The sequence below is a fragment of the Rothia sp. HMSC069C03 genome (assembly GCF_001811075.1).
GTDB lineage: Bacteria > Actinomycetota > Actinomycetes > Actinomycetales > Micrococcaceae > Rothia > Rothia mucilaginosa.
Genome location: NZ_KZ627135.1, coordinates 75,903 through 102,195, shown reverse-complemented (window position 1 = coordinate 102,195; position 26,293 = coordinate 75,903). Strand labels below are relative to the sequence as shown.

The window sequence follows — 26,293 nt, the reverse complement described above, 5'->3', positions numbered from 1 at the left end:
CCCCCCCCCCCGACATGTAAACCCTCAGACACGCAAGCGGCGACCCCTCCCCCACGGGAAGAGCCGCCGCTTATCTATACCGCACGTCTATGCGTGTCCATGCTGTGCCCCCACTGGGACTCGAACCCAGAACACAAGGATTTTAAGTCCTCTGTCTCTGCCAATTGGACTATGAGGGCGTATCCCGAACAGTCCGGGACACAAATATTTATTATTCCACGAAAACGCACCCGAACCTAAGCAGAAACACATTTCAAACGGTTCCCCGAACCCCGCCGTAGCAAGCATCATGCAAAAGCACTGGTGGGCAGCTAAGCTAGACAGCTCACAAACACCCAGGCGCAAAATAGGCGGTGCAGAAGACTAAGGTCTTCCACACCACCCTTTGCTTTATCTCAAGTGCGCTATCTCAGGGGGCATACCCCTAAGTCAGGCTATTTTAGAGCTTTGCCTTCTGGCGTGCCGGTGCAGTACCGGTTGCTTCCTGGAATGCCAGGCGCGGGGAGCGCTGGTGGCGAATCGAGGAGGTGTCGCGACCGAAGATCTGGTTCAGAGCCCAGGTGGTCATAACGCGAACGGTACGCTCGGTGGTGGGGATTGCAGAGCCGTGGTAGCCGCGGTGCATGATCCATGCCAGCGGGCCGCCAATGGTCTTGCCCTTGAAGTTTGCAACACCCTTCCACAGACCCAGACCTGCCACAACACCGATGGTCTCGTGGTAGTAGTCGGTCAGGGGCTCGCCGCGGCGAGCAGCCAGCAGGTTCTTAGCCAGAACAACAGCCTGGCGAGAAGCGTGCTGAGCGTTGGGAACGCAGAAGCCGCCCACGCCGCCACCGGAGAGGTCCGGAACAGCTGCGTTGTCGCCTGCAGCCCAAGCGCCCTCGACCACGCCGTCGTCGCCGGTGACGCGCAGGTCTGCGCTCACGCGAACGCGGCCACGCTCGTCGATCGGGAAGTCGGTGTTCTTCAGCATCGGGGATGCTGCCACACCTGCGGTCCAGATCAGGGTGTCGGTCTTGATCTCGCCTGCGGGGGACTTGTCAGCCATGTTGATCAGCTGCAGGTTGCCGTCGGTTGCATCGGAGAGGGAGGTGTTCAGCAGGATTTCGATGCCGCGTGCACGCAGTTCTGCAACAACCTTCTCTGCACGGTCTGCGGGAACCTCGGGCATGATGCGCGGTGCGGCCTCAACCATGACGAAGTGCAGGTCGGAAACGGAGAGACGCTCGTTGCGCTCCACAGCAACGCGTGCCATGTCCTCGAGCTCGGAGATGGTCTCAACACCAGCGAAGCCACCACCAACAACAACGAAGGTCAGGGCACGACGGCGCTCTTCAGCGTCGGACAGCATGGATGCGACCTCGATGCGGTCCAGAACCCAGTTACGAACGGAGACTGCCTCTTCGATGGTCTTCAGACCGATAGCGACCTCTGCCAGGCCCGGAATCGGGAATGCACGGGTCACAGCGCCTGCGCCGAGGACGATCTCGTCGTACTTCAGCTCGAAGGGCTCACCGTTGTCGGTGGGCTCAACTACAGCGGTGCGGTTTGCGTGGTCGATGGAGACAACGCGGCCGGGGATCAGCTCGGTGTCGCGCAGGTGCTGGCGCAGCGGCACAGTTGCGTTACGGCCTTCCATGGAACCTGCTGCAACCTCGGGGAGGAAGGGCTGGTAAGTCATGTAGGGGTTCGGCTCAACGATGGTGACGACGCCACCGGTCTCCTTGATAGCCTTCTGGATCTTCTTAGCAACGGTGAAGCCGACGTAGCCGCCACCGACGATCAGGACGCGAGGACGGTCCTGTGCCACCTTAGTGAATGCCATTTTGTTACTTCCTAGTCTTTAGGTACCGAGGTTCGGTAGCCCCGGTAGGTTGGTATGTGCAACTTTCGGCTCGTTCCGAAAGCTCCCCTGACGAACAAAGCGGCTCGCTCTGGAAGTCCTTGCGCAACGCGAAGTGGCTAGCAGCACGAGCCTGTCTATCACATACCTGTCGTCTTCATATTTTACGCCTTTGTTTAGGTGATTTCGCACCTATGCCGCATCAGAGCGCACCCTAAGTTAAAAGTTTTGCGCATCTGAACACGGTTCATCTCTTGATGTTGGTTAGGGTCAAAGGCACCCTTTCCGATTTTTACGCGGCGTGTTCGATATTTTCGTTTATTACTGCCTGTCCCGCCAGACACCCCACCCCAAACAATAAAACCCGGGGCCAACTCAAAAGTCAGCCCCGGGCGAACAGAAAAAGCCACTGCACAACAGAAAAACGTCATCAAACAGTACTAACGAGAGGTCCGGCGAGTACTCTTCCGTGCAGCTTCTTGAGACTTCTTCGCCACATGGCGAGTTCCCCGGCGAGCGCCCTGACGAGGACCCGGGTGATGCGCCGCCGCACGAGCCATCCGCGCTGCGTCACCCGCACTCACATGCATCCTGTGCAAACGATGCACCGAACCAGCCGTAATAATCGTCAGCCACAACACCAGCGCCGCCAAAATCACCGGCGGCAACCAGCCACGATCCTCCGGAGGGCGACGCGCATCCGGCGCAGCCGCCTTCACAATGCTCTCACCCTCCTCATGGACCGGCGCAGCATCGCTAGGAGTCGGATCGCTCACCTGCCGCTTACGGTGCACAGCAATCCACTCAGAAATCGAACCCAACGGATTAGCCGTCACCGCAGGCGACGCCAAAGCCATCGCATCCTGCGGATTGAAAATACCGTAACCATACAAAGGGTCACGGCCCGTCGCACCAGCATCATCAGCCGAAGCAATCAAACGTTGAGCCAGCTGAGCCGCCGACTCCTTCGGATACTTCTGCTTCAACAACGCCGTAACACCCGTCACCAAGGGCGCGGCAGCCGAAGAACCCGACCAAATCATGTACCCGTTACCCGGAGCAGCCGCAATCATATCCGTACTCGGAGCAACCACAGCAATCGAAATGCCCTGAGTCGACGAGCCCTCAGCAACAGCCTTCTTCCGGTCAATACCACCAACCGTCAACACTCCAGGAATCGTCGCCGGAGCACCAACCTGTGTCAAGCCGCTACCGCGGTTACCCGCAGCCGCAACAATCAGCACGCCCTTCTGCTCAGCGTAGGCAAACGCCTCATCCCAGCTCTGCGGCCAGCTCGTCTTATTCGAACCAATCGACATGTTAATAATCTGAGCCCCGTGGTCGACCGCATAACGCACAGCCGCCGGAATCTGCTCATCAATACTCTTACCGCCGGTCGTACCCATATTCAGCGAAATCGGCAGAATCTTCGCATCGGGAGCTACACCAATCACACCGGTCGGTTTACCCGGCTGACCCGCAATTGCAGAATAGCCCTGCGTATCGTGACCGTGACCGGCAATCAAAGAAGCAACCTCCGTGCCGTGCATCGGCTCAGCACCCAGGCCCTTCCAGCCATCCTCGCTACCCACGCCCGAGGCGTCATAACCGCGCAGAACATTACCCTCAAGATCCGGGTGGGTACCGTCCACGCCCGTATCAATCACAGCAACCGTCACGCCCTTACCCGTAGCCTGCGACCACAAGGACGTAATACCGTACTCGTTCAGCCAATACTCACGCTGACGAACATCATCACCGTTCTTGGTCGATGTGCCCTTACTCGGAGTCGCAGAAGTCTTCGGCACCGCAGTACCCGACGGCGAAGGAGTCGCCGTCACCTCCCTCTTCGGGCTCGGGGAAGCAGAAGCGGAAGGGGTCGGATCCGTCGCCCAAGCGGCAGGCGCCAGCGGAGTCCACAACGGCAGAAGAGTCAACGCGGCACTGGCACCCAAAGCTGCAACCTTACGGATGCGGCGAGTAGCGCCTCGGTCAGAACCAACCGAAGCGCGCACACCAAATACACGAGACGCACAGGCGAAAGACGGCGCAAAAGACCAGCCGATCAGGGGCATACCTCGCCGATGCTCAGAACGAACCATTAAAACTCCTCAAGCTGAGCCGCGCCGTAAACCACCATCGGTTCACGGCGCGAGCGCTCAAGCCTACAGCTGGGACAGAGCGATACCGTCCAGAATGTCGTGCTCGCTGACGGTCACCGAATCCACGGCACCATCAGTCATCTCATTCAGACGGGTCAGGATGCGGGCGTAAATCGTCGCGCCAGCACCAATCACATCCACCCGGCCGGGGTGCATGTAGCCGAGCTCCTCACGCTCGGCACGGTTCAGCGAAGCCAACCAGCGGGCAGTCTTCTGAACGGTCTCCACCGAGAAGCTCTGAGCGTTAATAGCCTCAGAATCGTAGCGGTCCAGACCCAGTGCAGCGGCAGCAACAGTGGTCGCAGTGCCAGCCACAGCCACCACGCGGCGCGCGTTCTGCAGGGGTACCGTCTTACGCGCCACATCGAGAGCCTCGTCAGTATCAGCCTCAACGCGAGCAATCTGCGAGTCAGTCGACGGGGCGCTCATCATGTGACGCTCAGTCAGACGCACACAACCAATATTGACGCTGCGGGAAGCTTTCACACCCGACTCGTCACCGAGCACAAACTCAGTCGAACCGCCACCCAGGTCGAACACCAGGGTATCGCCATCGCCGTAACCGACAGCGCGCACCGCACCCGCGAAGGACAGTGCAGCTTCCTCGTCCCCGCTAATGACCTCGGGCTCAATACCCAAAATCTCGCGGATACCATCCACGAACACCTGGCGGTTACCCGCATCACGAGTCGCACTGGTCGCCACGAAACGCACCGAATCAGCGCCGTGCTCCTTCAGCAACTGCGCATACTCACGAGCCGCAGCGAAAGTACGGTCCAGCGCCTCCTGCGCCAGCCAGCCGGTCGCGTCCACGCCCTGACCCAGACGCACAATGCGCATCTCACGCACAACGTCCTTCAGAACGGTCTTCTCAACCCCGTCCATCACCTCAGTAGTGGAATCAGCAATCAGCAGGCGAATAGAGTTCGTACCGCAGTCAATCGCACCAACGCGCACGGTGGGTTCCTTTCAGGTCTTCAATAAACATTCAGCGCCAAAGGCACAGCGAGCGCCGCAGGCGAAAAATTTTCGCTTTTCGGCGCTCTTTCTTCTATCTATTATGCGCCCGCACCGTCCTTCAAGACGATGCGGGCGCACCAGAATCAATATTTAGGCTTCTTCGCGCCACGCGGGGTCGCAGGAGCAGACCTCGGGGGTCCACCACTCGGCGATAGCGTCCAGGCCGCGGTCACCCATCGGGTTCACGCCGCGACCCACCGACAGGGTGTGGCCGATAACGGCGTGCAGGCACTTCACGCGGGTCGGCATACCGCCGGCAGAGATACCGTCAATCTCCGGGACCTCTTCGGTGCCGCTCATCAGGCGGATGCGCTCACGCTCAGCCAGGTAATTCTCGTGTGCGGCAGCGTACTGTGCCGCAAGGTCTGCGTCCTCAGCCAGCGAGTCGGTCATCTCGTACATCAGGCCGCCCGCTTCCAGACGGGAAGCCGCAGCGGTAATCACCGGATGCGCCAGGTAGAAAACGGTCGGGAAGGGGGTGCCGTTGCTCAGGCGCGGCGCGGTAGCAGCCACGAGCGGGTTACCGCACACGCAGCGTGCCGGAATCTCAATCACGTCGCGGACCTTACGGCCCAGCTGCGCGGAGAGAACACGGATGTCCTGCTCGGTGGGGGTCAGGGTTTCAACAGTTACGCCGAAGCCGCCGGGGGTGCGTGCCTTCAGCTCTTCAATGGTGTTTTCGGTGCTCATAATCCTAAGTTTCTGGAACGAGGGGTCACCTCGTCCGCTTATGCCGGGTGCTTGCCAGGGCGGGGGTTCCTGCCGGTGGCTGGGGCTAGTTCTTCTCGAGAGAATTCCAAACCTTCGTGGTCCAGGCTTCCTCAGGGGCGTTCTTCGCGTTCGCAGAAGTACCGTCCGCCTTCGTGGAGTCCTCGGTGATGCCGGTGACCACGTAGGGGGTGTCGCCGGGATTCACATAGTAGAGGCGGCTACGTGCCTGCTGGCGAACGTAGTTGTCGTCGTTCCACCAGGTCTGCTCCGCCTTCAGCTGGGCGTTCTCCTGTTGCAACTGGGAAATGTGCGCGTTGATCTGCTTGATTTCCCGATCCTGGTCAATGTAGGTGACCACCGGGTATGCGGTACCGAGCGCAATCACGCCCACCACAACAGCGGTCAGGAAGCTACGACCGGAGAACATATGAGCCGCCACGGGGGCATCGTATCCGCCCTCTTCACTGCCCTGCTGGGCTGCGGCGCGGCGGCGGGCACGCTCCTCACGGCGAGCCTGCGCCTGACGTTCACGCTCGGGGTGGCGCTGGTTCAGGCCCACGCCAAAGAAAAGGGCACTTGCCTTTTTCATCAGGGAGGGGCGGGTTTCATTAGCGGCGCCATGCGGCGCGTTGGAGGCGGTAGCACCCTGAGCGGGTGCAGCGGAACTCGTAGAGTGCGACCGGGTCTGCTGGTTTGCTCGCTGGCTCATTGCTCTATCCTTCGTTCCGTTCTCTACCGCTAAACGCTTCCTTCATATTCTACCCGGGTTTGTACACTCACCTGAGCGTTCCCTCTGGAGCTACTTCCGGGGCCGTTTTGAAAGACCTTCGGGCTTTTTCGCTATGTGTTCGGGTGGGGTGCTGACATCCACCCAGGTAGAGCAAAAGGCGACGCTACCCCCAACGGAGATAGCGTCGCCCCTCGTTAAAAGCACCCCTGAATTGAAGGGGAGAACCCATCATTATCCGCGCTGGATGGCATCCAGAGCATCAATGAGCTGGGCAGATGCCTGGGGCTCAACCTTACGCGTAAACCACTTTCCTGATTCTAGGATGACAGGGAGATCTTTCTCGGTGAGCACCTCAGGGTGAGCTCCCATCCCGCTCCAGTCGATGTAATGGTGATTTGCGTGGTTCTCCGAATGCTTTGTGCCCGGTGCCAGCTGACCATCGGTTGCCCATGCCTCAACACTCTCACGAGCGGGCGTATTGAGGAGTACACTCTGCATCCACATCTCGTCAGGCATAGGGGCAGAACGGAAAATCTTGGTAACCTCTCGGCCCTTCGGAGTTTTCAAAAAGTCCATCACCTGAAGTGCAGCCGAACGAGAAATCGTCCAATAGGCCGAGCCCTGATAAAACTGGACGGGCAAATTCTTGCGGGGGAACATCTTCGAAATCTTGTAATACACTTTGCGTACGCCCCTGCGGATAATCCCTTCAGGCAGCAGGCCTTCAAAGTCTTTGTATTCGCGGTACTGAACCAGCTTGTAGTTTCGCATACCGGGAGCCAGAGCGTAGAAGCTTACCCAGGAGCGCTCCAGATTTTCGGGCCGGGCAAGAAAATCAGCGTATTCGCGAAGAGGACGCACAGGATAGCACTGCCCCGTAATAGATGCGTAATGAGTTGCCTCCGGATACTCCTTTAAAGCCTGGGCAAGCATTTTTTGAGTTGCCTTCACCGCAGAGTAACCGGCCCAACGCACGTTCTCACGCTCACGAACGTAAGACACACCCTCGACGTAGAAGTCGTCAAGATTGGCCTTCTTATCAATGTGGGCAACGCATACCCCACCAGAATTCAGAATATGTCGAGCAATTTTCTTAAACTGCTCCGGGTACTTATGGGCGAGGATGAGATAGCAGACAGTCATGATTTTCCTATGTGATGCGTGAGTGAACGTATATGGCTGATTATATGGCGCTGACAAGGAAAAACCGGGCCGACCCACAATACATGACGTGATGAATTACATCACGATGTATCAGGTTCGACCCGGCCTGTTCAGGGACGTTCAGCAGAACATCCCGCAACCTTCAAGCGTTATTATGCCTTGAAGCGGGGGAATGCGGACTTGCCAGCGTAAACAGCTGCCTCGCCCAGCTCTTCCTCAATGCGCAGCAGCTGGTTGTACTTAGCAACGCGCTCGGAACGTGCGGGAGCACCGGTCTTAATCTGGCCAGCGTTGGTTGCAACAGCCAGGTCAGCGATGGTGACGTCCTCGGTCTCACCGGAACGGTGAGAAACCATGCAACGGTACTCGTGGCGCTGTGCCAGCTCCATTGCGTCGAGGGTCTCGGTCAGCGAACCAATCTGGTTCACCTTCACGAGCAGAGCGTTAGCTGCGCCCTCTTCGATACCGCGAGCCAGACGCTCGGGGTTGGTCACGAACAGATCGTCACCGACAATCTGGACCTTATCACCAATCTGCTCGGTCAGGGTCTTGTAGCCCTCCCAGTCGTTCTCGTCCAGGGGATCCTCGATGGAAACCAGGGGGTACTTTGCAACGAGGTCAGCGTAGTATGCGCTCATCTCAGCTGCGGACTTCTTCTGGCCCTCGAACTCGTATGCGCCGTCGTTGTAGAACTCGGAGGATGCAACGTCCAGTGCCAGTGCAACCTGCTCGCCCGGCTTGTAGCCAGCCTTCTCGATTGCCTCAACAATCAGGTCCAGTGCAGCTGCGTTGGACTCCAGGTTGGGTGCGAAGCCACCCTCGTCGCCCAGGCCAGTTGCCAGGCCGCGGTCGTGCAGCACGGACTTCAGGGAGTGGTAAACCTCAACACCTGCGCGCAGAGCGTCAGAGTAGTTGTCGAAGCCGATGGGAGCAATCATGAACTCCTGGATGTCAACGTTGGAGTCTGCGTGAGAACCACCGTTGAGGATGTTCATCATGGGGACGGGCAGAACGTGAGCGTTCGGGCCGCCGAGGTACTTGTACAGGGGCAGGTCAGCGGACTCAGCAGCGGCCTTAGCAACAGCCAGAGAGACACCCAGGATTGCGTTTGCGCCCAGCTTGCCCTTGTTGTTGGTTGCATCCAGAGCAATCATGACTGCGTCAACAGCGCGCTGGTCAGAAGCCTCAATGCCGATGACCTCTTCAGCGATTTCTTCGATAACAGACTTCACTGCGCCCAGAACACCCTTGCCCAGGTATACGGACTTGTCGCCATCGCGGCGCTCAACAGCTTCCCACTCACCGGTGGATGCGCCCGAGGGCACAGCTGCGCGTGCGAAAGCACCGTCTTCGAGCAGAACCTCAACCTCAACGGTCGGGTTGCCACGGGAATCCAGGATCTGGCGTGCGTGAACTGCGGTAATAACAGCCATGAATTGTTCTCCTTTTGGGATGTCAAGGATGTGAACGGCTCACCCGGTAGTGGACAAGTCGCGTCCCCTAAATTTTAGCAAAAGTCCCACACAAACACACTAGTTGCCACCGCTTTTTTGCTGCCTTAATGAAGGTCTCAATAACCATTAGTCGTGCGCTACAAAGCGGAACAAGACCTACGCTTCCCCACAGAAAGAGAGTGTGGGTACCCGCTCAAAGCACAACATGAGCCCAAACAAATAGAAGGTGCTTTGAAACCTCTTATTCCCTCAGAGGACAGGTTTCAAAGCACCTCGAGAAGAACTCGACCAGCGTGTCTAGTAGCTCGGCTCATCATGAGTATGCTGAGCAATATAGCGGCGAGTGTACGAACGCAGGGCGCGCTCAGCATCCAGGCCGTTACGCTGAGCACGGCTCACCAACGCAAACAGCAACTCACCGAACTCCTCCTCAGTGTGCATATAGCGCAGGTCATCATCCATGCTCGTCGGCTCCGGCGGCAAAATAATACCTGCCTTACGTGCCTTCGACGCAGTCTTCTCCGCCATAGCAAGCGCCGGCAGATGCGGCGGCACACCATCCAACGCGCCGCGCTCGCTCTTTTCTTTCTTCTTCAACGCGTCCCAGGCCGCCTGCTGTTCAGCCGCGGTACGGGGCGCCTCCGAAGAACCCCCAGACCCAGCCTCGAACACATCCGGGTGGCGCGAACGAAGCTTCTGCACCAGACCTTCAACGACCTGCACAATATCGAAGCCCTGCGGGTTCGCCGCAGCAATATCGGAGTGGAACACCACCTGCAGCAGCACGTCACCCAGCTCTTCGCACAGCAACGGCATATTAGGCTCACCACCGGTTTCTACGGCCTCAACAACCTCGTAGGTTTCCTCCACCAGGTAGCGGATGAGGGAGACGTGAGTCTGCTCAGCGTCCCACGGGCAACCACCCGGGGCGCGCAGCAGCGCCATAGTTTCCACCAGGGCACCGAAGACCTCAGCGGCACGGGCAGCAGTGTCATGAATATTCTGCGCCGCAGAAGTCTCAGGATTAGGAGTACCAGGAATCTCAGCCATAACAACCTTCCTCATCGAAAAAAGACAAACATAGCACGCCGCGCCGACCCCCACACGGAGAGCCGGCGCGCCGCACTTTACACGGGGTTAGAGGTTCCAGTGCGAAAGCGCACTCGTCATATGAGCCGGGATCTTCGAACCCAGACGCGGGAACATACGCAGCTCCTCGACATAACGCTCAGCATCCAGCGGACGCGGGTAGGTAACAAACGCCTGCTCATTCGCATAATCGAATGCCGCCTGAACTGGCACACCCGGGGTGAAGGTCAGGCTCATAGCTAGCGGCGAGCCCTCACCCTCGCTGTACGAGTCAGTCTTTAGTGCCGGGATATCCAGCAGCGTCTCAGGAATCAGCTCGAAAGTACGGACTTGCTCCCAGAAGCCGTTGCGGCGCACGTGGGTCAGGGCATCGTAATAGGAGCCGAGAGCACGCACACGAATCAGCACGGTGGTGGCATCCTTTGCGGTGCCGTTCTCACCGAAGAGATGCTCGACGACCGGTGCCAGACGCTGAGCGACCTGAGTCTGAGTCAGCACCAGATTGCCGGATGCCAGCTGAGTCTCCGAGGGAGCCAGCGGGCTCTGTACCGCCACGGAGGGGGTGTCCGGCTCAGCCACGATGGTGGGCAACTGGTTGTGCTCGCTTAGCGCGGATACCGAGATGCTGGAGGAGATACCTGCCGGGGTGCTCTCCTGCAGGGCAACCGGGATGGTCCCCACAGCGGGTGCCGCATCTGCAACCGGTGCTGCAGGGGTAGCCTGAGCGGTGGCCTCGGAGGCGGATGCAACCGTTGCGGGAGCCTCAGCAATCTTGGCTGCGGGGGTCACCTCAACGGTCTTGAGCTCAGCAACCTTCTCAGCGGGCTCTTCCTGAACGCCAGCAGCCTTTGCCTCGGTAGCCTTCGCAGCAGCACCGGCGGTACCCACTGCGGCAGCTGCAGCAAGAGCACCAGCCAAGCCGGGAGCCACAGATGCACTCTCAGCGGCAGGCTCAACGTCTACGAGGGCAGGTTCCTCGGCCGGCGCTTCAGCGGAAGCAGCGGAGGTTTCCTTCTCGGGCAGCAGTTCAGAGTCGTCCAGGAACGCGGGCAGGGCGGGCTCTTCGGCGCTCTCTGCGACCGGCTCATCTGCAGCTGCTTCAACGGGCTGGGTGCGATCCAGGGTGAAGGACTCTGCAACCACGGGGGCGGCAGCCTTCTGCTCCTCGACAGCCGAAGCTTCCTCAGCAGGTGCTTCCTCAACAGCTACGGGGGCTGCGGCTTCCTCAGCGTCCAGCTTCTTCTGAGCGTTGGCAACGATGGTAGCCAAGGCGGCTTCCATATCTTCGCCAGACTCATCAGACTCCAGGGCAGAGGTCTCAGAAATATCAGATGCTTCGGCTGCGAGCTCTTCAGCCTGCGCAGTTTCAGACTCTACGGTAGCCGCGCCGAAGACAGGGTCATTCTCGTAGTCGTACTCGAACTCAGCTTCAAGCGGCGCAAACTCAGTCTGGACAGGCTCGTCAGAAGCTTCAACAGCCTCCTCTACGTCTTCCTTCTCCTGCGCAGCAGCGGCAGAACCAGCCACAGCGGTACCGGCAGCGGCAAGACCAGCAGCGGTCAGCAGACCCGAAGAGGTACCCTCTTCAGCAGTCTCAACTACAGGCTCTTCAGCGGCTTCAACAGTAGCCTCAGCCTCATTTGCAGCCTGCTTCTTGGCGAGTTCCGCCTCAAGCTCACGCTCAATAGCTTCACGTTCAGCCTCAACCGAGTCGACGCTCTGAGCAGCAGCTTCCTGAGGCTCATCCTGCGAGGTAGCCTCAGTGGTCGCAACGGGCTTAGCCTCGACAGCGGAGCCTTCCAGCAGGAAGATTTCGCCGGTAGTCTGACCGTCCACAGCACCCAGGTAGGATGCGTGAACCTCCAGACTGTCGCCCAGACGCGGCTTCAGAGAGACAGCCGCCCGGTTCCAGGTTGCGCCGGCCTGCTGAGCCTCGGTGTACAGCGCCGCAACGGGTGCGAACCAGTCAACACCGGGCACGACAATGCCGGTTTCAACCTCACGGCCGCGGTGCAGCAGACGGTAGTGCATATCCTCATCAACCTGGCGCAGTTCCAGGCTCATGGTGCCCGAACCACGGGTGCGCATGAGCTCCGCCAGGCTGTAGAGAGCGCGTTCCTTGGGCAGAACGGGCAGGGTTGCAGCGCCCTCAACGGGCTCACTCAGGATGATGGATTCAGCAACCAGTTCAGCTTCATCTTCGCTGAGCTTCTGCTCAGTTTCCTTCAGCTCAGCAACGGACTCTTCACGAGCAGCGGATTCGTGCTTCTCTGCTTCCTTCTTATCGATGCCCTCTGCGGTCAGAGCGATGCCTTGAGAGGTACCCTTTTCGGTCTTCTCCTCAGCCTTTTCAGCCTTTGCGGCAGAGGCAACGGCAACTGCAGCAACCACAGGGGCGGCAGCAGCGGCAAGCGCAGGAGCTACAGAGAAGCTCTTGGCGGGCTCGTCTTCTTCAGAAGCAGTAGCCTCAGCCACGAGGTTCTCAACTTCAGAGTCCTCAACCTCGGTAGCGGTTGCTACCGGTGCGGGGGTCTTCTCTTCGGCTTCTACCACAGCGGTTTCTTCCGTAGCGGAGGCATCGAAGATCAGCTCGGCGGTGTTCTCCTCTTCGGCGTCGAAGTCTTCAGCCTCGGGGGTCTCCGCTTCGAGTGCATCAGAGACAGATACGGAGCCCTTCTCATCAACAGCCACAGTAGCCATCTGCTCAGTCTCAGCGTTGTTTTCTTCCTCAGTAAGTTCAGATGCCAGCAGCTCGGGCGCCTCAACGACGGCCTCAATCGGCTCTTCCTCAACGGCGGCAACAGGCTCATCAGCTTCTGCTACAGCAGCGGTGAGGTCAGCGGTTTCTTCAGCTTCAGCAGCCTCAAAAATTTCGGGTGCATCGGCAGTAGCCTCGGCATCCTCGGTAGCCTCAGTAATCTCTGAAACCCCGGTAGCTTCAGCGGAGTCTGCTACCTCATCAGCAGTAGCTTCTTCAGCGACTACCTCATCGGCAGCAACCTCGCTGAAAGTCTCTTCTTCGCTGTCGAGGGTGATGCCCAGTCGAGCAGCGTAGGCGGCAGCCAGATTGTCCAGACCGGCGTTCTGCGTCTCGGTGACAGCGGCTCCGGTGCCGTTAGCCTTCAGGTCTTCTGCGGTCAGGGAGTCCTCAGCACCTGCGGATGCGTCCTCAGCTGCAGATGCAGATTGAGCGTTCTCAGACTTGTTCTCGGTAGCTTCTACAACAGCGTCGGCAACCTCAAGCTCTTCGCTATCCTCTGCCTCGTCTGCAGTCGCTTCAGCAATCTCAGCGACCTCAGCGGCAGTATCTTCGGTGTTCTGGGCACGCAGAGCACGCAGGTGCTCCTCAAACTGGGAACGTGCCTCCGCTGCAACGTCCTTAGACTCCTGCACCTCGACAGATGCGTCCTCAGCTTCAGCCTCTTCGTCATCGCGCAGGAACGCGGGGGTAGCGGGCTGAGCAGCCTCAGCAACCGGGGCGGCGTCTTCTTCAACGTCCTGGTCCTCAGCTACCTGCTCGGCCTCAACAGGCTCCTCAGATTCCTGAGGGAAAACGCCAAGCGCAGCCAACAAGCTACGACGCTCCTGCTCCTCAGCCTGTTCCTCAGTCAGCTCATCAGTAGCGGAAGATTCTTCAACCTTCTCATCGCCGTGCAAGAGGGCACGCTTGAGGTCCTCAACAGCGCGGTGCTCTTCGTTCTGCTCTTCGTCGTGGTTCTGGTTCTGGTGGCGTGCGCTTTCAGACTTCACGAAGCGGCGCAGGGAGTCCTCCCACTGCTGCTGTTCCATAATCTTCTGACTCAGTCGCGCGCTCGTAGGAGCGTCTTCGCTTGCCTGTTCCTTCTGGACCCTAACAGTTTCGGCGCTCTGTTCTTCGCGCGACTGCTCATCCAACTTCTTCTTGCCGATTCCAAAGAAGCTCATTGGGTGTCCTCCTCCGGCGTGCGCCGTGTGATGATGCGCCATCTCCTTCAACCTCCGCAGGTGTGTGGGCACGGGGTCGGGAACATGGCGCAGATGTCCTCATAATCCTTTTAATTCTATCGCGTGCATAGAGTTTCACCCCGCTACTCGGTGAGAGGTAACGGGGTGAAACTTGTACAGTTTTCAAGGCTTAACGCGGCTATAGAGTTGTGCCTTCAAGACTGCAGCATATGCTTTCGAAAAGCTCTCTAGCGTGCCTCATCGCGGATGGGGTTCGCCGCCTTCGCAGCCTTCGCCAACTCAAAACGGACAGCGCGCAATGCGGTTGCCGCCATAACACGCACACCAATGCCGATCGCCTGCTCGCTCGGGGCGTAATCGCCCTGATGCAGATCATAGGTGGGGTCACCGAGGGCACGGGTACCCAGACGGAACATGGATCCGGGAACTTCCTGCAGCATCCAGGCGAAGTCTTCGCCGCCCATGGACTGCTCAACCAGCACAATGGAGTCTTCGCCCAGCTCGGCGCGAGCCGCGTTCTCCAGCATGGTGGTTTCCAGGTCGGTGTTGACGACCGGGGGCACACCGCGGATGTGCTCCACGCGCGCGTTCACGCCGAAAGGTACAGCGACCTGCTCGATGACTTCATCCAGCATATTGCCTGCCTGACGCCAAACCTCAACATCCAGGCAACGCATGGTGCCCGCCAGGTAGCCCTCGGCAGGGATAGCGTTGGGAGCAACACCAGCACTGACCTGACCCCAGGCGACCAGCACGCCCGAACGCACGTCGGTACGGCGGGTCAACACGGCGGGAACCTGCACAGCAATCTGGCTCATGGCGTAGATGAGGTCCTCGGTCAGGTGCGGGCGGGAAGTGTGGCCGCCGTGACCGCTCAGGTGAATCTTGATGGTGTCGGATGCGCTAGTAATCGCACCGATACGGGTACCAATCTGGCCCAGGTCCACCTTCGGGTCGCAGTGCAGGGCAAAGGCGCGCGGAATGTCCTGCAGCAGGCCCTGCGAAATCATCTGCACGGCGCCGCCGGGCAGCTGTTCCTCAGCGGGCTGGAAGAGAATACGGACGCTACGGCCCAGCGGGGTCTTCTCGTTCAGCTCGTGCAGTGCCAGCGCCACACCGAGCATGACGGTCTGGTGAATATCGTGGCCGCAGGCGTGCATCACGCCGGGCACGGTAGAAGCGTAAGGCAGATCGGTCTGCTCAACAATGGGCAGAGCGTCAATATCGGCGCGCAGAGCCACGGCAAAGGGGCCGTTCCCGATATCTACGTAGCAGCCGGTGCCTTCGCAGGCGACGGGGTTCATGCCGGCTTCTCGCAGTCGGTTCATGAGGCGCTCAGTAGTCGCCACTTCGCGGAAGGAAAGTTCCGGGTTGGCGTGCACTTCGCGGCGGAACTGCACGAGGGTACCCATCGTGCGCTCCACCCAGTCGTCGAAGACGGGGGTGGACAAATCGTAGCGAGAATTAGCGAAAACCATACACAGTAGAATAACGCCGTCCGCCGGGGTTTACCTACCCGTTGACCCTTTCTGACAGCCCTCGAGAATATCTATGACTTTATGACAGATTGTGAAGAGTACTCCTGCCCGCCGAAGCCCCGAAAATGCTCTGCCCCCACGAATTCCGGTCCTTTTCTGTTAAAAAGATTCAAGCCGCCACCCGGTATGGGTGACGGCTTGAATCGTCAATGCTGTATCTGCTGATACCGCGTACTCAGATTAGAGCGAGCGGCTCAGGATTGCCTGCTTCACCTCGGCAATAGCCTTGGTAATCTGGATGCCACGGGGGCAAGCCTCGGTGCAGTTGAAGGTGGTACGGCAACGCCATACGCCTTCCTTGTCGTTGAGGATCTCCAGACGCAGGTCGCCTGCATCATCGCGCGAGTCGAAGATGAAGCGGTGTGCGTTCACGATAGCGGAGGGGCCGAAGTACTGACCGTCGGTCCAGAAGACCGGGCAGGATGAGGTACATGCTGCACAGAGGATGCACTTGGTGGTGTCATCGAAACGTGCACGGTCCTCAATGGTCTGCAGACGCTCACGCTCAGGCTCGTTCGAATCGTTGATGAAGAACGGCATGATTTCGCGGTATGCCTGGAAGAAGGGCTCCATGTCAACGATGAGGTCCTTTTCGCAGGGCAGACCCTTGATAGGCTCAACGGTAATCGGCTTGGTCAGGTCAAGGTCCTTCAGCAGGGTCTTGCAAGCCAGGCGGTTACGGCCGTTGATGCGCATAGCGTCCGAGCCACAGATGCCGTGTGCGCAGGAGCGGCGGAAGGAGACGGAACCGTCTACTTCCCACTTGATCTTGTGCAGAGCATCCAGCACGCGGTCGGTGCGGTACATGGTCAGCGGGAATTCATCCCAGTACGCCTCGGAGGAAACTTCCGGGTTGTAGCGACGAATCTTGATGACCACATCGTACGTGGGGATGGAGTCGGAGTCGCCGCCGGTCATACCCTCAAACAGCTTGACGGATTCCGGTTCGGGGAGTTCGTTTTCAGCCATTTTAGTACTTACGCTCCTTCGGCTCGTAGCGGGTGTAGACAACGGGCTTGGTTTCGAATCGCAGACCCTTGACACCCTCAAACTCGGATTCGGGATCGAGGTAGACCATCGAATGCTCCATGAAGTTGACGTCGTCACGCTTCGGGAAGTCCTCGCGGTAGTGACCACCACGGGATTCCTTACGGTGCAGTGCGCCAACGGACATGACCTTTGCCAGCTCGATCAGGAAGCCGAGCTCAACAGCCTCAAGCAGGTCGAGGTTGAAGCGCTTGCCCTTGTCCTGGATAGCGATGTTCTTGTAGCGCTCTTCCAGTTCAGCAATAGTTGCCAGTGCTGCGCGGATGGTCTCGTCGGTACGGAACACCTGCATGTCAGCTTCCATAGCCTTCTGCAGGTCTGCGCGGATAGCGCCGACCTTCTCGGTGCCCTTACCTTCGAGGATGCCGTTGAGCATGTTGAGAACGCGATCTGCTGCGTCGTCCGGAACCGGTACGAACTCAGCGGATGCTGCGTACTCTGCTGCCTTGCGGCCTGCACGCTTACCGAACACATTGATGTCCAGCAGGGAGTTGGTGCCCAGACGGTTTGCACCGTGGACGGACACACAAGCAACCTCACCAGCTGCGTAGAGTCCGGGGATGGTCTCTTCGCTGTTGCGGTAGACCTCGGTCTCGTTGTTGGTGGGGATACCGCCCATTGCGTAGTGCGCGGTGGGGAACACCGGGATGGGCTGGTGGTGCGGTTCCACTGCCAGGTAGGTACGAGCGAACTCGGTAATGTCCGGCAGCTTCTCGTCGATGTGGGAGGGCTCCAGGTGAGTCAGGTCCAGCAGCACGTAGTCCTTGTGGGGACCGCAACCGCGGCCTTCGCGCACCTCGTTTGCCATTGCACGTGCCACGATATCGCGGGGTGCGAGGTCCTTAATGGTGGGTGCGTAGCGCTCCATGAAGCGCTCACCGTCAGCATTACGGAGAATACCACCTTCACCACGAGCACCCTCGGTGACGAGAATGCCCAGACCAGCCAGGCCGGTCGGGTGGAACTGAACGAACTCCATGTCCTCCAGGGGCAGGCCTGCACGCAATGCGATAGCCATGCCGTCACCGGTGAGGGTGTGTGCGTTGGAGGTGGTCTTGAAGATCTTGCCACAGCCGCCGGATGCGAAAATCACGGACTTAGCCTGGAAGACGTGGACCTCGCCGGTTGCCAGGTCGTAGGAGACGACGCCGGCGGGGCGGGGCTTACCCTCTTCGTCCTTGACCAGGATCAGGTCGAGAACGTAGAACTCGTTGTAGAACTCCACGTTGTGTCGAACGCAGTTCTGGTAGAGGGTCTGCAGAATCATGTGGCCGGTACGGTCAGCTGCGTAGCATGCGCGGCGCACAGCAGCCTTACCGTGGTCACGGGTGTGACCGCCGAAGCGGCGCTGGTCAATGCGGCCTTCGGGGGTTCGGTTGAAGGGGAGACCCATCTTTTCCAGGTCGAGCACAGCGTCAATAGCTTCCTTAGCCATGATTTCTGCTGCATCCTGGTCAACCAGGTAGTCGCCACCCTTGACGGTGTCAAAGGTGTGCCACTCCCAGTTGTCCTCTTCAACGTTTGCCAGAGCGGCGCACATGCCACCCTGTGCCGCACCGGTGTGGGAGCGGGTGGGGTATAGCTTGGTCAGTACCGCGGTGCGAACTCGCTGACCGGCCTCAATGGCGGCACGCATACCTGCGCCGCCGGCACCGACGATCACTACATCGTACTTATGTACCTGCATGATGTTCTTTCTGTGTTTTAGATGTTTTCGTTTGTCTCGGATACGTCGCCGTTAGCGTGCCGAGCAGAAGCTGGGGAGCAGTTCAGCCGCTGCGCCGGAGGGGCAGGGGTCGAACGCGAAGATGGTGAGGGTACCAATCAGCAGGACAAATGCGCATGCTGCGAAGAGGATGATCTTCAGCCAAACGCGCAGGCGGTCCTTCTCAGCGTAGTCATCGATGATGACGCGGATGCCGTTTGCACCGTGCAGCATAGCCAGCCAGAGCAGCAGCAGATCCCAGACCTGCCAGAAGGGGTTCGCCCACTTGCCGCCCACGAAGCCGAAGTCGATGGCGTGGATACCGTCGCCGACCATGAGGTTGGAGAAGAGGTGGCCGAAAATCAGCACGACGAGTACAACGCCAGACAGGCGCATACCGAGCCAAGCGAACATCTCAAAGTTGTTGCGCTTGGAGGAGGAGCGGTTGTACTTTACGCCGTCGATGCGGTTGTCACGCAGACGGGGTACATAGGTGCGGGGCTTGAGCGGAGTAGCCATTGTTTAGTGACCTCCCATGTGCGAGAAAACGATCGGCAGGTGACGTGCGGCGAAGCCAGCAACGGTAATTGCCCAGAGGAAAAGCACAACCCAAAGAATCTTGATGTGCGTGTAGGTTGCCTTCTGGCTGATTTCGACGTTGCCGTCCTTGTTCTTCGCCTGGATGTGCTCCACGTGCGAGTTGGTTGCCTTACCCCAGAAGTCAATGAGGATAATGCGGATACCGTTGAACGCGTGGTAGACGATGGCGGCGACAAGGGCGGTCTCACCCAGACCCATGATGGGGTTCTTGTACAGGCTCAGTACGCCATTGTAGGCCTCCGGAGAGATACGCACGACGGCAGTATCCAGGATATGTACAAGAAGGAAGAAGAAAATCGCGATACCGGTAATGCGATGAGCAACCCAGGACCACATGCCCCAGCGGCCGCGGTAAAGGGTTCCTTTAGAACCATTCAACACTGAATAACCTCCTGCTGCGACGGTGAGCGTCTGGGTTCTGGTGCCGCATTTTTAGGCCCCAGCTTCCAGGCACAGCTGTGTGCTCACCGACTGCTTTTGTTCGTCTGTTACTTCCAAGATATCAGGTAAATTCACAGCTTATTGACACCCTGTTCGGGGGTTTTTTACAGCTTCCAAAAGTGAATTAGGGCATATTTTTCTTACTATACCGTCTACTCCCCTGTGTTTGTGGGGAACTTACCTTATCCTAACCTCAAACATCACAACACTGAGAGTCCCCTGACACTTTCTGTCAAAACGTAAAAGAATTCGATATATGACAAATTCACAAGCTATTCTTGAATCGATGAATACTGCACTCACTCGATTCCGCCCGCTCATTCCCGCCGGCGGTGTTGGCTCGCGTTTGTGGCCTCTATCCCGCGCGCATGCCCCGAAATTCCTGCTCGACCTCACTTCGTCGGGCAATTCTCTGTTGCGCGACACCTACGACCGTCTCATCGATCTCAGCAACGGTTCCGTCATGGTAGTTACTGGCACTTCGCACGCCAATGCGGTCACCCAGCAGATTCCTGAACTGCGTGCCGCTGACCTGGTACTGGAGCCCTCCCCCAAGGATTCGGCTGCCGCTATCGGTCTGGCTTGCGCTATCATCCACCGCCGCGAACCGGACGCCATCATCGGCTCCTTCGCAGCTGACCACGTAATCAGCCCCGTGGATGAATTCCACCGTATGGTTACCGAAGCTGTCATCACCGCGGCAACCGGCAAGATTGTCACCATCGGCATTACTCCCACCGAGCCCTCCAGCGCGTTTGGCTACATTCACGCCAGCGAGTCCCTGGGCATTGAGGACGCTCCCAACGCTCAGGCCGTGGACACCTTCGTGGAGAAGCCCGATGCCGCTACCGCGCAGAAGTACCTGGATTCCGGTGAGTACACCTGGAACGCAGGCATGTTCGTGGCACCGGCGGCCCTGATGCTCAAGCACCTCGAGGCGAACGAGCCCGAACTGTACGCAGGCATCATGGAAATTGCTAACGCTTGGGACACCCCTGAGCGTGAGGCTGTTATGGACCGCATCTGGGAGACCCTACCCAAGACCGCTATCGACTACGCTGTGGCTGAGCCCGCAGCGGCAGCAGGCGACGTTGCAATGGTTCCCGGCTCCTTCAGCTGGGACGATGTGGGAGACTTCGACGCTGTGGCACGCCTGAACACCGAGAAGAGCGGCGAAGAGCTGACCATTCTCGGCAAGAAGGATAACGTCATGAACCACGGTTGCTCCGGTATTATTATCGCGAACACCGACCGCAAGATCTCTATCATTGGCCTCGACGATATCGTTGTGGTGGATACCCCCGACGCCCTATTGGTCGCTCCGCGCTCCAAGGCACAGGCTGTCAAGGATGCAGTGGGTGAGGTCAAGGCACGAGGCCTGAACACCCTCCTCTAAATTTTTGGCCCCCGAGCAGCTAGCTCTGAGTAGATACTTGAACCCTGCTCGAGCAAAAGATACCTCTAAGGAACCGGCTCTCTTCTTTTTGGAAGGGAGCCGGTTTTTTATGCCCCGATGATTATGCCTGATGGGTCATTTCACGGGTGGGTTCAAGGCTTTTGCCTAGCGGGGCACGAAAGAACGCTCCCTGCGGCTGGGCAGGAGCGGCAGAATACCTTACGCATCCCGCATAGACAGCACTTCCAGACTCTGACACACCAAGAATCATCCTATATAGAGAATCATTCTCATGTTACTCTTGGTGGATGCACATGACTCGTAAGTTTTTCCTCACCCGCGCCGGCGCACTCGGCGCAGTAGCCGCCCTCGCCCTGACCGCATGCGGTGCCCAGACCGGCCAGAATACACAGACCAGCCCCAGCACCTCCACCTCCGCGAGCGCAACCGCCGCACCCATCACCGAAGGCAAGGGCGCGGCAAGCCGCGTCGCCATCACCTACGACGGTGGCGTGCTCGTTTACGACGCCAAGGACATGAAGCTGCTCGCAGACATCCCCAAGGAAGGCTTCCTGCGCCTCTCCGACGCTGGCGATAACCGCCACCTCGTCGTTGCAGACGGCAACAGCTACACCTTCCTGGACACCGGCGTATGGTCCGTAGCGCACGGCGACCACTCGCACTACTACACCACTTCCCCGTCGCTGTCCTCGCTGTCTCTGGCGGCTGACCACACCGGTCACGTCATCAAGGACAACGGCAAGGTCGCGGCATTCGCTGACGGCACCGGCTCCTTCGCCGTGTACGACCCGGCGAAGCTGACCCACGACAAGCGCACCGCCTCCTCCCTGGAGACCACCACCGTCACCCTGCCGAAGCCGCACCACGGCTTCGCAATCCCGCTGCCCAACGACCAGTACCTGGTAGCGGTCGGCGACTCGAAGACCCGCACCGGCGCCGCTGTTGTGGATGCGCAGGGCAAGACCGTCACCGAGAGCCCCGCCTGCCCCGGCGTTCACGGTGAAGCTATCGCCAAGGACGGCGCATTCTCCATCGGCTGCACCGACGGCGCGCTGGTCTACAAGGACGGTAAGTTCACCAAGATCACCAACCCTGAGGACCCGTACTCGCGCTCGGGCAACCAGGCTGGTAAGGCTGACTCCCAGTACGTTCTGGCGGACTACAAGACCGACAAGGACGCTAAGCTGGAGCGCCCCGAGAAGTTCTCCATTATCGACACCGTTGCAGCAACCCGCACCGTCTACTCCCTGCCTTCTGGCGTGAGCTACACCTTCCGTTCGCTGGCTCGCGGCCCCCAGGGTGAGGCGCTACTGCTGACCACCGACGGTAAGCTGCGCGTCTTCGATCCGGCGACCGGTGCCAAGCTCGGCTCCGTACAGCTCATGGAGGCGTGGACCGAGTCTGAGACTTGGCAGGACGAGCGTCCGGCGCTATGGGTGGACGGTAAGACCGCCTACGTGACCGATCCGGCGACCAAGAAGCTCATTGCGGTGTCCCTGTCGAACCCGGCGGCTCCGAAGGAGCTGATGAGCGTGGAGCTTCCGAAGACCCCGAACGAGATCCTGGGTGTTTCCTCCTCGAACGCTGCACCGGTTGAGGCTGAGGCACACGGATCTGCGGCGTACGGCGCTGCTTCCTCCTCGGCTTCGGCTGACGCGCACGAGTCCAGCGAGGCTCATGATCACGAGTCCGGCGAGGCTCACGAGGGCCACTCCCACTAGGACTCTCACGCTGAGATAAACCTAGCGAAAACATAAAGAGAGATGCGACCGATAGGTTATCGGTCGCATCTCTCTTTATGTTTTCCAGGTTTATACGCCAGCTACTAACGCAGCGGCAGAACCGTCATCTCTTCCCAGTTCTGCCCGTCGTAGGAGTAGCAGTGCAGGTGATCCACGGTGAAGGTGCGCTGCTCAGCGGGCAGAGCATCAAACACCTCACGGGCGTTCGTCACCTGCTCTTCCGTGAGCCCGTGGCCTAATGTCACGTGCGGCACATAGGGGAAGGACGCCGCACCGGCACCGAATAGCTCAACCAGCTTCTGGTGAATCTGCTCGAACTCGGCCTTGCCCGCCTCCAGGTTCAGGTACTCCACCTCGGTTACCGGGCGGAAGGAGTGCACGGAACCCCAGCGCGCCTCAAAACGCGGCGTGTCCAGCGCCTCGCGGAACTGCGGGGAGTGCACCGCAGCCAATAGAGACTCGTTCAGCTCTGTCAGGTACACGGTCACGTGGGTGCTGATAGGCGCCACCGCACCACCAACTACCGAACGCTTCCACTCTTCCAGGCGCTGAACATTCTCACCGCTCACGTGCGCAATAACGCTCAGGTAGCGGCGGCCAGGTTTCAGGGTCGGGGATACAGGAGCCGTCGTGGGGCTCGAAGAGTTCTCTTGTGCTGTCATCTCAATCGTGCAGGTAATGCGGCGCCTCAGCCGAACTGGCTGAACAGCGGGCTAGATTGCAGCGGCAGGCAGGAAGCCAACCTTCTTGTACACGTTCTCAATGGTGACCGTAGCGATCTCGCGGGCAGCGGATGCGCCCACAGCCAGCAGGCGATCCAGCTCGGCGGGGTCGTCCATCAGCTCGAGGGTACGCTCACGCACCGGGTTGAGGCGCTCCACCACGATATCGGCAAGATCAACCTTCAGGTGGCCGTACATCTTGCCCTCGTAGCGTGCCACGATCTCGTCGATGCTCTCGCCGGTCATTGCCGAGTAGATGGAGAGCAGGTTGGAGACGCCGGGCTTAGCCTCGCGGTCGTAGGCGATGACGGAGCCGTCATCGGTCACGGCGGACTTAATCTTCTTCTGGGTTGTCTTGGGGGTGTCCAGAAGCTTGATCAAGCCCTTGTCGGTGGCTGCAGACTTGGACATCTTCGAGGTCGGGTCCTGCAGGTCGTAAATCTTAGCGGTTTCCTTCAGAATCACCGGCTCGGGAACCACGAAGGTCTCACCGAAACGGGAGTTGAAACGCTGAGCCAGGTTACGGGTCAGCTCCAGGTGCTGACGCTGATCCTCACCCACGGGCACGCCGTCCACCTGGTAGAGCAGGATGTCGGCAGCCATCAGAATCGGGTAGGTGAACAGACCCACGGAGGCGTTCTCGGCACCCTGCTTCTGGGACTTGTCCTTGAACTGGGTCATACGGGAGGCCTCACCGAAGCCGGTGAAGCAGTTCAGAATCCACGCCAGCTGGGCGTGCTCGGGCACGTGCGACTGCACGAACAGCGGGGTGCGGGTCGGGTCAATGCCGGAGGCGATGTACTGCGCCGCGGTCAGGCGGGTACGCTCACGCAGCTCCTCGGGGTTCTGAGGAACGGTGATGGCGTGCATATCCGGGATAAAGAACAGGCATTCGTTATTCGGGTCGTCCTGCAACGCCACCCAGTTGTTTACAGCACCAATGTAGTTACCCAGGTGCATCGAATCAGCCGACGGCTGCGCACCCGAGTAGATACGTGCCTTCTGCTGAGAGGCGTTAGGGATGAGGGACTTATCCTGCTTCTTTTCGTCTGCCATAGTTATTTCCTGTGCAGTTCTTCCTGTGCGGTGCTGCGGACGGTGCAGCACATCTTCAAAAACTTATCTGTAGGTGGGTCCGCGTCTTACTCACCGATGCGGTAGTCAATCACTAGCGGCGCGTGATCGCTGAAACGCTCATCGTAGCTTGCCGCGCGGTCCACGACCGCTTCCATGGCGCTTTCGGCGAGCGCCGGGGTCGCCATGTGGTAGTCGATACGCCAGCCTGCGTCATTATCGAACGCCTTGCCGCGGTAAGACCACCAGGTGTAGGGGCCGGACACCTGACCCGCCAGCTCACGAGCCACATCGCGGTAGCCGATATCGCCGAAGAAGCGGTCAAAGTAGGCGCGTTCCTCCGGCAGGAAGCCGGCACGCTTCTGGTTAGCCTTCCAGTTCTTAATGTCCAGCTCGGTGTGGCCCACGTTCAAATCGCCCACAATGAGCACGTGGTCCGAGTGCTTTGCCAGTTCAGGCATGCGCACCAGCATGCGCTCCAGGAAGCGGTACTTATCGTCCTGCTTCTGAGTGCCGACCTCGCCGGAGTGAACGTAGGCACTGACCACGGTAAGGGTCTTGCCGTTGGGCAGAACGTAGTCCGCCTCAACCCAGCGACCCGAATCGTCAAAGTACTCTTCGCCAATATTCGAGCGGGTCGCTACCGGCTGGTTCTCCAGGAGTTCACCGGCTGAGTTCGGGGTGCGTCGGGTCGCCACCAGCACGCCCGCACGGCCCTTCGCTGCCGCCTCCGTGTGCAGAATATGCCACTGGGATTCGTCCAGCAGCTCACGCACGATAGCGTCGGGGGCGCGCACCTCCTGCAGGCAGAGAATGTCGATGTCACGGCTCGCCAACCACGCCGCCATATCCTTCTTGTAGGCGGCTCGGATACCGTTCACATTCACGCTCGCCACGCGAAGCAGCCCGCTCGGGCGCGGTGCAGGGGTGTTAGAAAAATGCATAGTCTTAATTATGCCAGTTTGAGGGAAGAGAAATTTTCACTCATGCGCGTTTTTTCTCTGACTGAACGGTAAACTATTGGGTGATGAATTCACACTCCTCACAGACCACCGACCACGGTGCCCCCTCACATTCTGCGGGCACCACCGCATCCGAAAGTGCTGCTCACAACGCTGAGAGCCGCTACGAGTTACCCCCGATTCCCGGCCCGAAGTACGAGCAGGTCATCCACTACATTGAGCAGCGCTACATTATTCCCGGCAAGCCCGGCGATAAGCTACCCACCGAGCGCATGATCCAGCAGAACTTTGGGGTGAGCCGCCAGACGGTTCGTAGCGCCCTGAAGGTTCTGATTGAACGCGGCCTGATCTACAACGTGCAGGGCTCGGGCACCTACGTTGCCGAGCACACCGAAGCCACCTACATTCCGCGCGTGGGCACCTTCGTCGACGATATGCGCCGCCGCGGTTTTGAAGGCTCCACCCGCATGATTGCGACCCGCTGGATGGACGCCACCGAAGAAATTTCCACCCACCTATCCGTGCCGGTGGGCGAGCAGGTGCTGTTCGTGCGCCGTCTGCGTCTTGCCGACCACGAAGTCATTGGCTTTGAGCGTTCCTACTTTGTGAAGGCTGCCGCAAGCAGCATCCTGGACGCCATGATGGCGGAAATGTCCGGCGCTTCGAGCTCCTTCGACCAGCTTGCCGACACCCCCAACGCCATTAAGCACGCCCGCGTACGCACCAGCGCGGGGCTCTTCACCGACGCGGACGCCGAGGCGTTCAACCACCAGGTTCCCGTGGGCGAGGCGGCATTCAAGGTCTGCACGACCGGCTACACCGAAGAAGGTAGCCCGGTCGAGTACTCAGAGACCCTGTACCTCGCTGATGCCTACTTCTACGAGATGATTCTCTAGCATCTGCCTTTTCTTGTGATGACAGTGTGAA

The 26,293-nt window shown here is 59.2% G+C and carries 20 protein-coding genes and 1 tRNA gene; 3 read left to right on the top strand and 18 right to left on the bottom strand.

All coding sequences use genetic code 11. The features are described from left to right. Positions 1 to 105: 105 nt before the first annotated feature. The 15 genes from HMPREF2779_RS02555 to sdhC all read right to left on the bottom strand — a co-directional run bounded on the left by HMPREF2779_RS02555 (position 106) and on the right by sdhC (position 19,389). A tRNA-Leu gene (locus HMPREF2779_RS02555) sits at positions 106 to 179 on the bottom strand. A 260-nt stretch (positions 180 to 439) separates the two neighbouring features. Then, positions 440 to 1,825 (bottom strand): NAD(P)/FAD-dependent oxidoreductase, encoded by a 1,386-nt coding sequence (locus HMPREF2779_RS02550; RefSeq protein ID WP_070686238.1) that lies wholly within the window; start codon positions 1,823 to 1,825, stop codon positions 440 to 442. A 458-nt stretch (positions 1,826 to 2,283) separates the two neighbouring features. After that, positions 2,284 to 3,945: a S8 family peptidase gene (locus HMPREF2779_RS02545; RefSeq protein ID WP_070686236.1), complete on the bottom strand. Its 1,662-nt coding sequence runs from the start codon at positions 3,943 to 3,945 to the stop codon at positions 2,284 to 2,286. A 63-nt stretch (positions 3,946 to 4,008) separates the two neighbouring features. Further along, positions 4,009 to 4,962 carry a Ppx/GppA phosphatase family protein gene (locus tag HMPREF2779_RS02540; RefSeq protein WP_070686234.1) on the bottom strand — a complete coding sequence of 318 codons (954 nt, stop codon included), beginning with the start codon at positions 4,960 to 4,962 and terminating at the stop codon, positions 4,009 to 4,011. Positions 4,963 to 5,115: 153 nt separating this feature from the next. Then, a complete protein-coding gene (locus tag HMPREF2779_RS02535) occupies positions 5,116 to 5,715 on the bottom strand; it encodes a DUF501 domain-containing protein (RefSeq protein ID WP_105360750.1) in 600 nt (199 codons plus the stop codon). 85 nt (positions 5,716 to 5,800) lie between these two features. Beyond that, on the bottom strand, positions 5,801 to 6,445 hold the full coding sequence (locus tag HMPREF2779_RS02530; RefSeq protein ID WP_105360749.1) for a septum formation initiator family protein: 645 nt from the start codon (positions 6,443 to 6,445) through the stop codon (positions 5,801 to 5,803). A 252-nt stretch (positions 6,446 to 6,697) separates the two neighbouring features. Further along, complete coding sequence (locus HMPREF2779_RS02525) at positions 6,698 to 7,609, bottom strand: beta-1,6-N-acetylglucosaminyltransferase (RefSeq protein ID WP_070686228.1); 912 nt, start codon at positions 7,607 to 7,609, stop codon at positions 6,698 to 6,700. 173 nt (positions 7,610 to 7,782) lie between these two features. Then, a complete protein-coding gene (gene eno / locus HMPREF2779_RS02520) occupies positions 7,783 to 9,063 on the bottom strand; it encodes a phosphopyruvate hydratase (RefSeq protein ID WP_070686226.1) in 1,281 nt (426 codons plus the stop codon). A 318-nt stretch (positions 9,064 to 9,381) separates the two neighbouring features. After that, positions 9,382 to 10,125: a MazG nucleotide pyrophosphohydrolase domain-containing protein gene (locus HMPREF2779_RS02515; protein ID WP_105360889.1), complete on the bottom strand. Its 744-nt coding sequence runs from the start codon at positions 10,123 to 10,125 to the stop codon at positions 9,382 to 9,384. Positions 10,126 to 10,221: 96 nt separating this feature from the next. Beyond that, positions 10,222 to 14,097, bottom strand: a complete 3,876-nt coding sequence (locus HMPREF2779_RS02510) for an ornithinee aminotransferase (RefSeq protein ID WP_070686222.1) — start codon at positions 14,095 to 14,097, stop codon at positions 10,222 to 10,224. A 248-nt stretch (positions 14,098 to 14,345) separates the two neighbouring features. After that, a complete protein-coding gene (locus HMPREF2779_RS02505) occupies positions 14,346 to 15,596 on the bottom strand; it encodes an amidohydrolase (RefSeq protein ID WP_070686220.1) in 1,251 nt (416 codons plus the stop codon). Between the two features lie 240 nt (positions 15,597 to 15,836). Next, positions 15,837 to 16,625, bottom strand: a complete 789-nt coding sequence (locus HMPREF2779_RS02500; protein WP_005508960.1) for a succinate dehydrogenase iron-sulfur subunit — start codon at positions 16,623 to 16,625, stop codon at positions 15,837 to 15,839. Between the two features lies 1 nt (position 16,626). Continuing rightward, entirely contained in the window at positions 16,627 to 18,390 is a 1,764-nt protein-coding gene (sdhA, locus tag HMPREF2779_RS02495) for a succinate dehydrogenase flavoprotein subunit (protein ID WP_105360748.1), read from the bottom strand. Positions 18,391 to 18,441: 51 nt separating this feature from the next. Further along, positions 18,442 to 18,927 carry a succinate dehydrogenase hydrophobic membrane anchor subunit gene (locus HMPREF2779_RS02490; protein ID WP_049338686.1) on the bottom strand — a complete coding sequence of 162 codons (486 nt, stop codon included), beginning with the start codon at positions 18,925 to 18,927 and terminating at the stop codon, positions 18,442 to 18,444. A 3-nt stretch (positions 18,928 to 18,930) separates the two neighbouring features. Beyond that, complete coding sequence (gene sdhC / locus HMPREF2779_RS02485) at positions 18,931 to 19,389, bottom strand: succinate dehydrogenase, cytochrome b556 subunit (protein ID WP_005506819.1); 459 nt, start codon at positions 19,387 to 19,389, stop codon at positions 18,931 to 18,933. Positions 19,390 to 19,735: 346 nt separating this feature from the next. Here sdhC and HMPREF2779_RS02480 point away from each other — a divergent pair, with 346 nt between their 5' ends. Together HMPREF2779_RS02480 and HMPREF2779_RS02475 are read left to right on the top strand one after the other, a co-directional pair. Further along, complete coding sequence (locus tag HMPREF2779_RS02480) at positions 19,736 to 20,845, top strand: mannose-1-phosphate guanylyltransferase (RefSeq protein WP_105360747.1); 1,110 nt, start codon at positions 19,736 to 19,738, stop codon at positions 20,843 to 20,845. A 314-nt stretch (positions 20,846 to 21,159) separates the two neighbouring features. Further along, positions 21,160 to 22,587, top strand: a complete 1,428-nt coding sequence (locus tag HMPREF2779_RS02475) for a hypothetical protein (protein ID WP_233992218.1) — start codon at positions 21,160 to 21,162, stop codon at positions 22,585 to 22,587. A 104-nt stretch (positions 22,588 to 22,691) separates the two neighbouring features. Here HMPREF2779_RS02475 and HMPREF2779_RS02470 read toward each other — a convergent pair whose 3' ends face one another. The 3 genes from HMPREF2779_RS02470 to HMPREF2779_RS02460 form a co-directional block, all read right to left on the bottom strand. Next, positions 22,692 to 23,270 carry a 2'-5' RNA ligase family protein gene (locus HMPREF2779_RS02470; protein WP_070686214.1) on the bottom strand — a complete coding sequence of 193 codons (579 nt, stop codon included), beginning with the start codon at positions 23,268 to 23,270 and terminating at the stop codon, positions 22,692 to 22,694. A gap of 51 nt (positions 23,271 to 23,321) precedes the next feature. Then, positions 23,322 to 24,386, bottom strand: coding sequence for a tryptophan--tRNA ligase (gene trpS / locus HMPREF2779_RS02465; protein WP_070686212.1), 1,065 nt, complete (start codon positions 24,384 to 24,386; stop codon positions 23,322 to 23,324). 86 nt (positions 24,387 to 24,472) lie between these two features. Then, the gene (locus HMPREF2779_RS02460; protein ID WP_070686210.1) at positions 24,473 to 25,348 is read right to left on the bottom strand and encodes an exodeoxyribonuclease III; all 876 of its coding nucleotides are present in this window, start codon (positions 25,346 to 25,348) and stop codon (positions 24,473 to 24,475) included. A gap of 80 nt (positions 25,349 to 25,428) precedes the next feature. Here HMPREF2779_RS02460 and HMPREF2779_RS02455 point away from each other — a divergent pair, with 80 nt between their 5' ends. Then, a complete protein-coding gene (locus HMPREF2779_RS02455; RefSeq protein ID WP_070686208.1) occupies positions 25,429 to 26,262 on the top strand; it encodes a GntR family transcriptional regulator in 834 nt (277 codons plus the stop codon). The last annotated feature ends 31 nt before the right edge of the window (positions 26,263 to 26,293 follow it).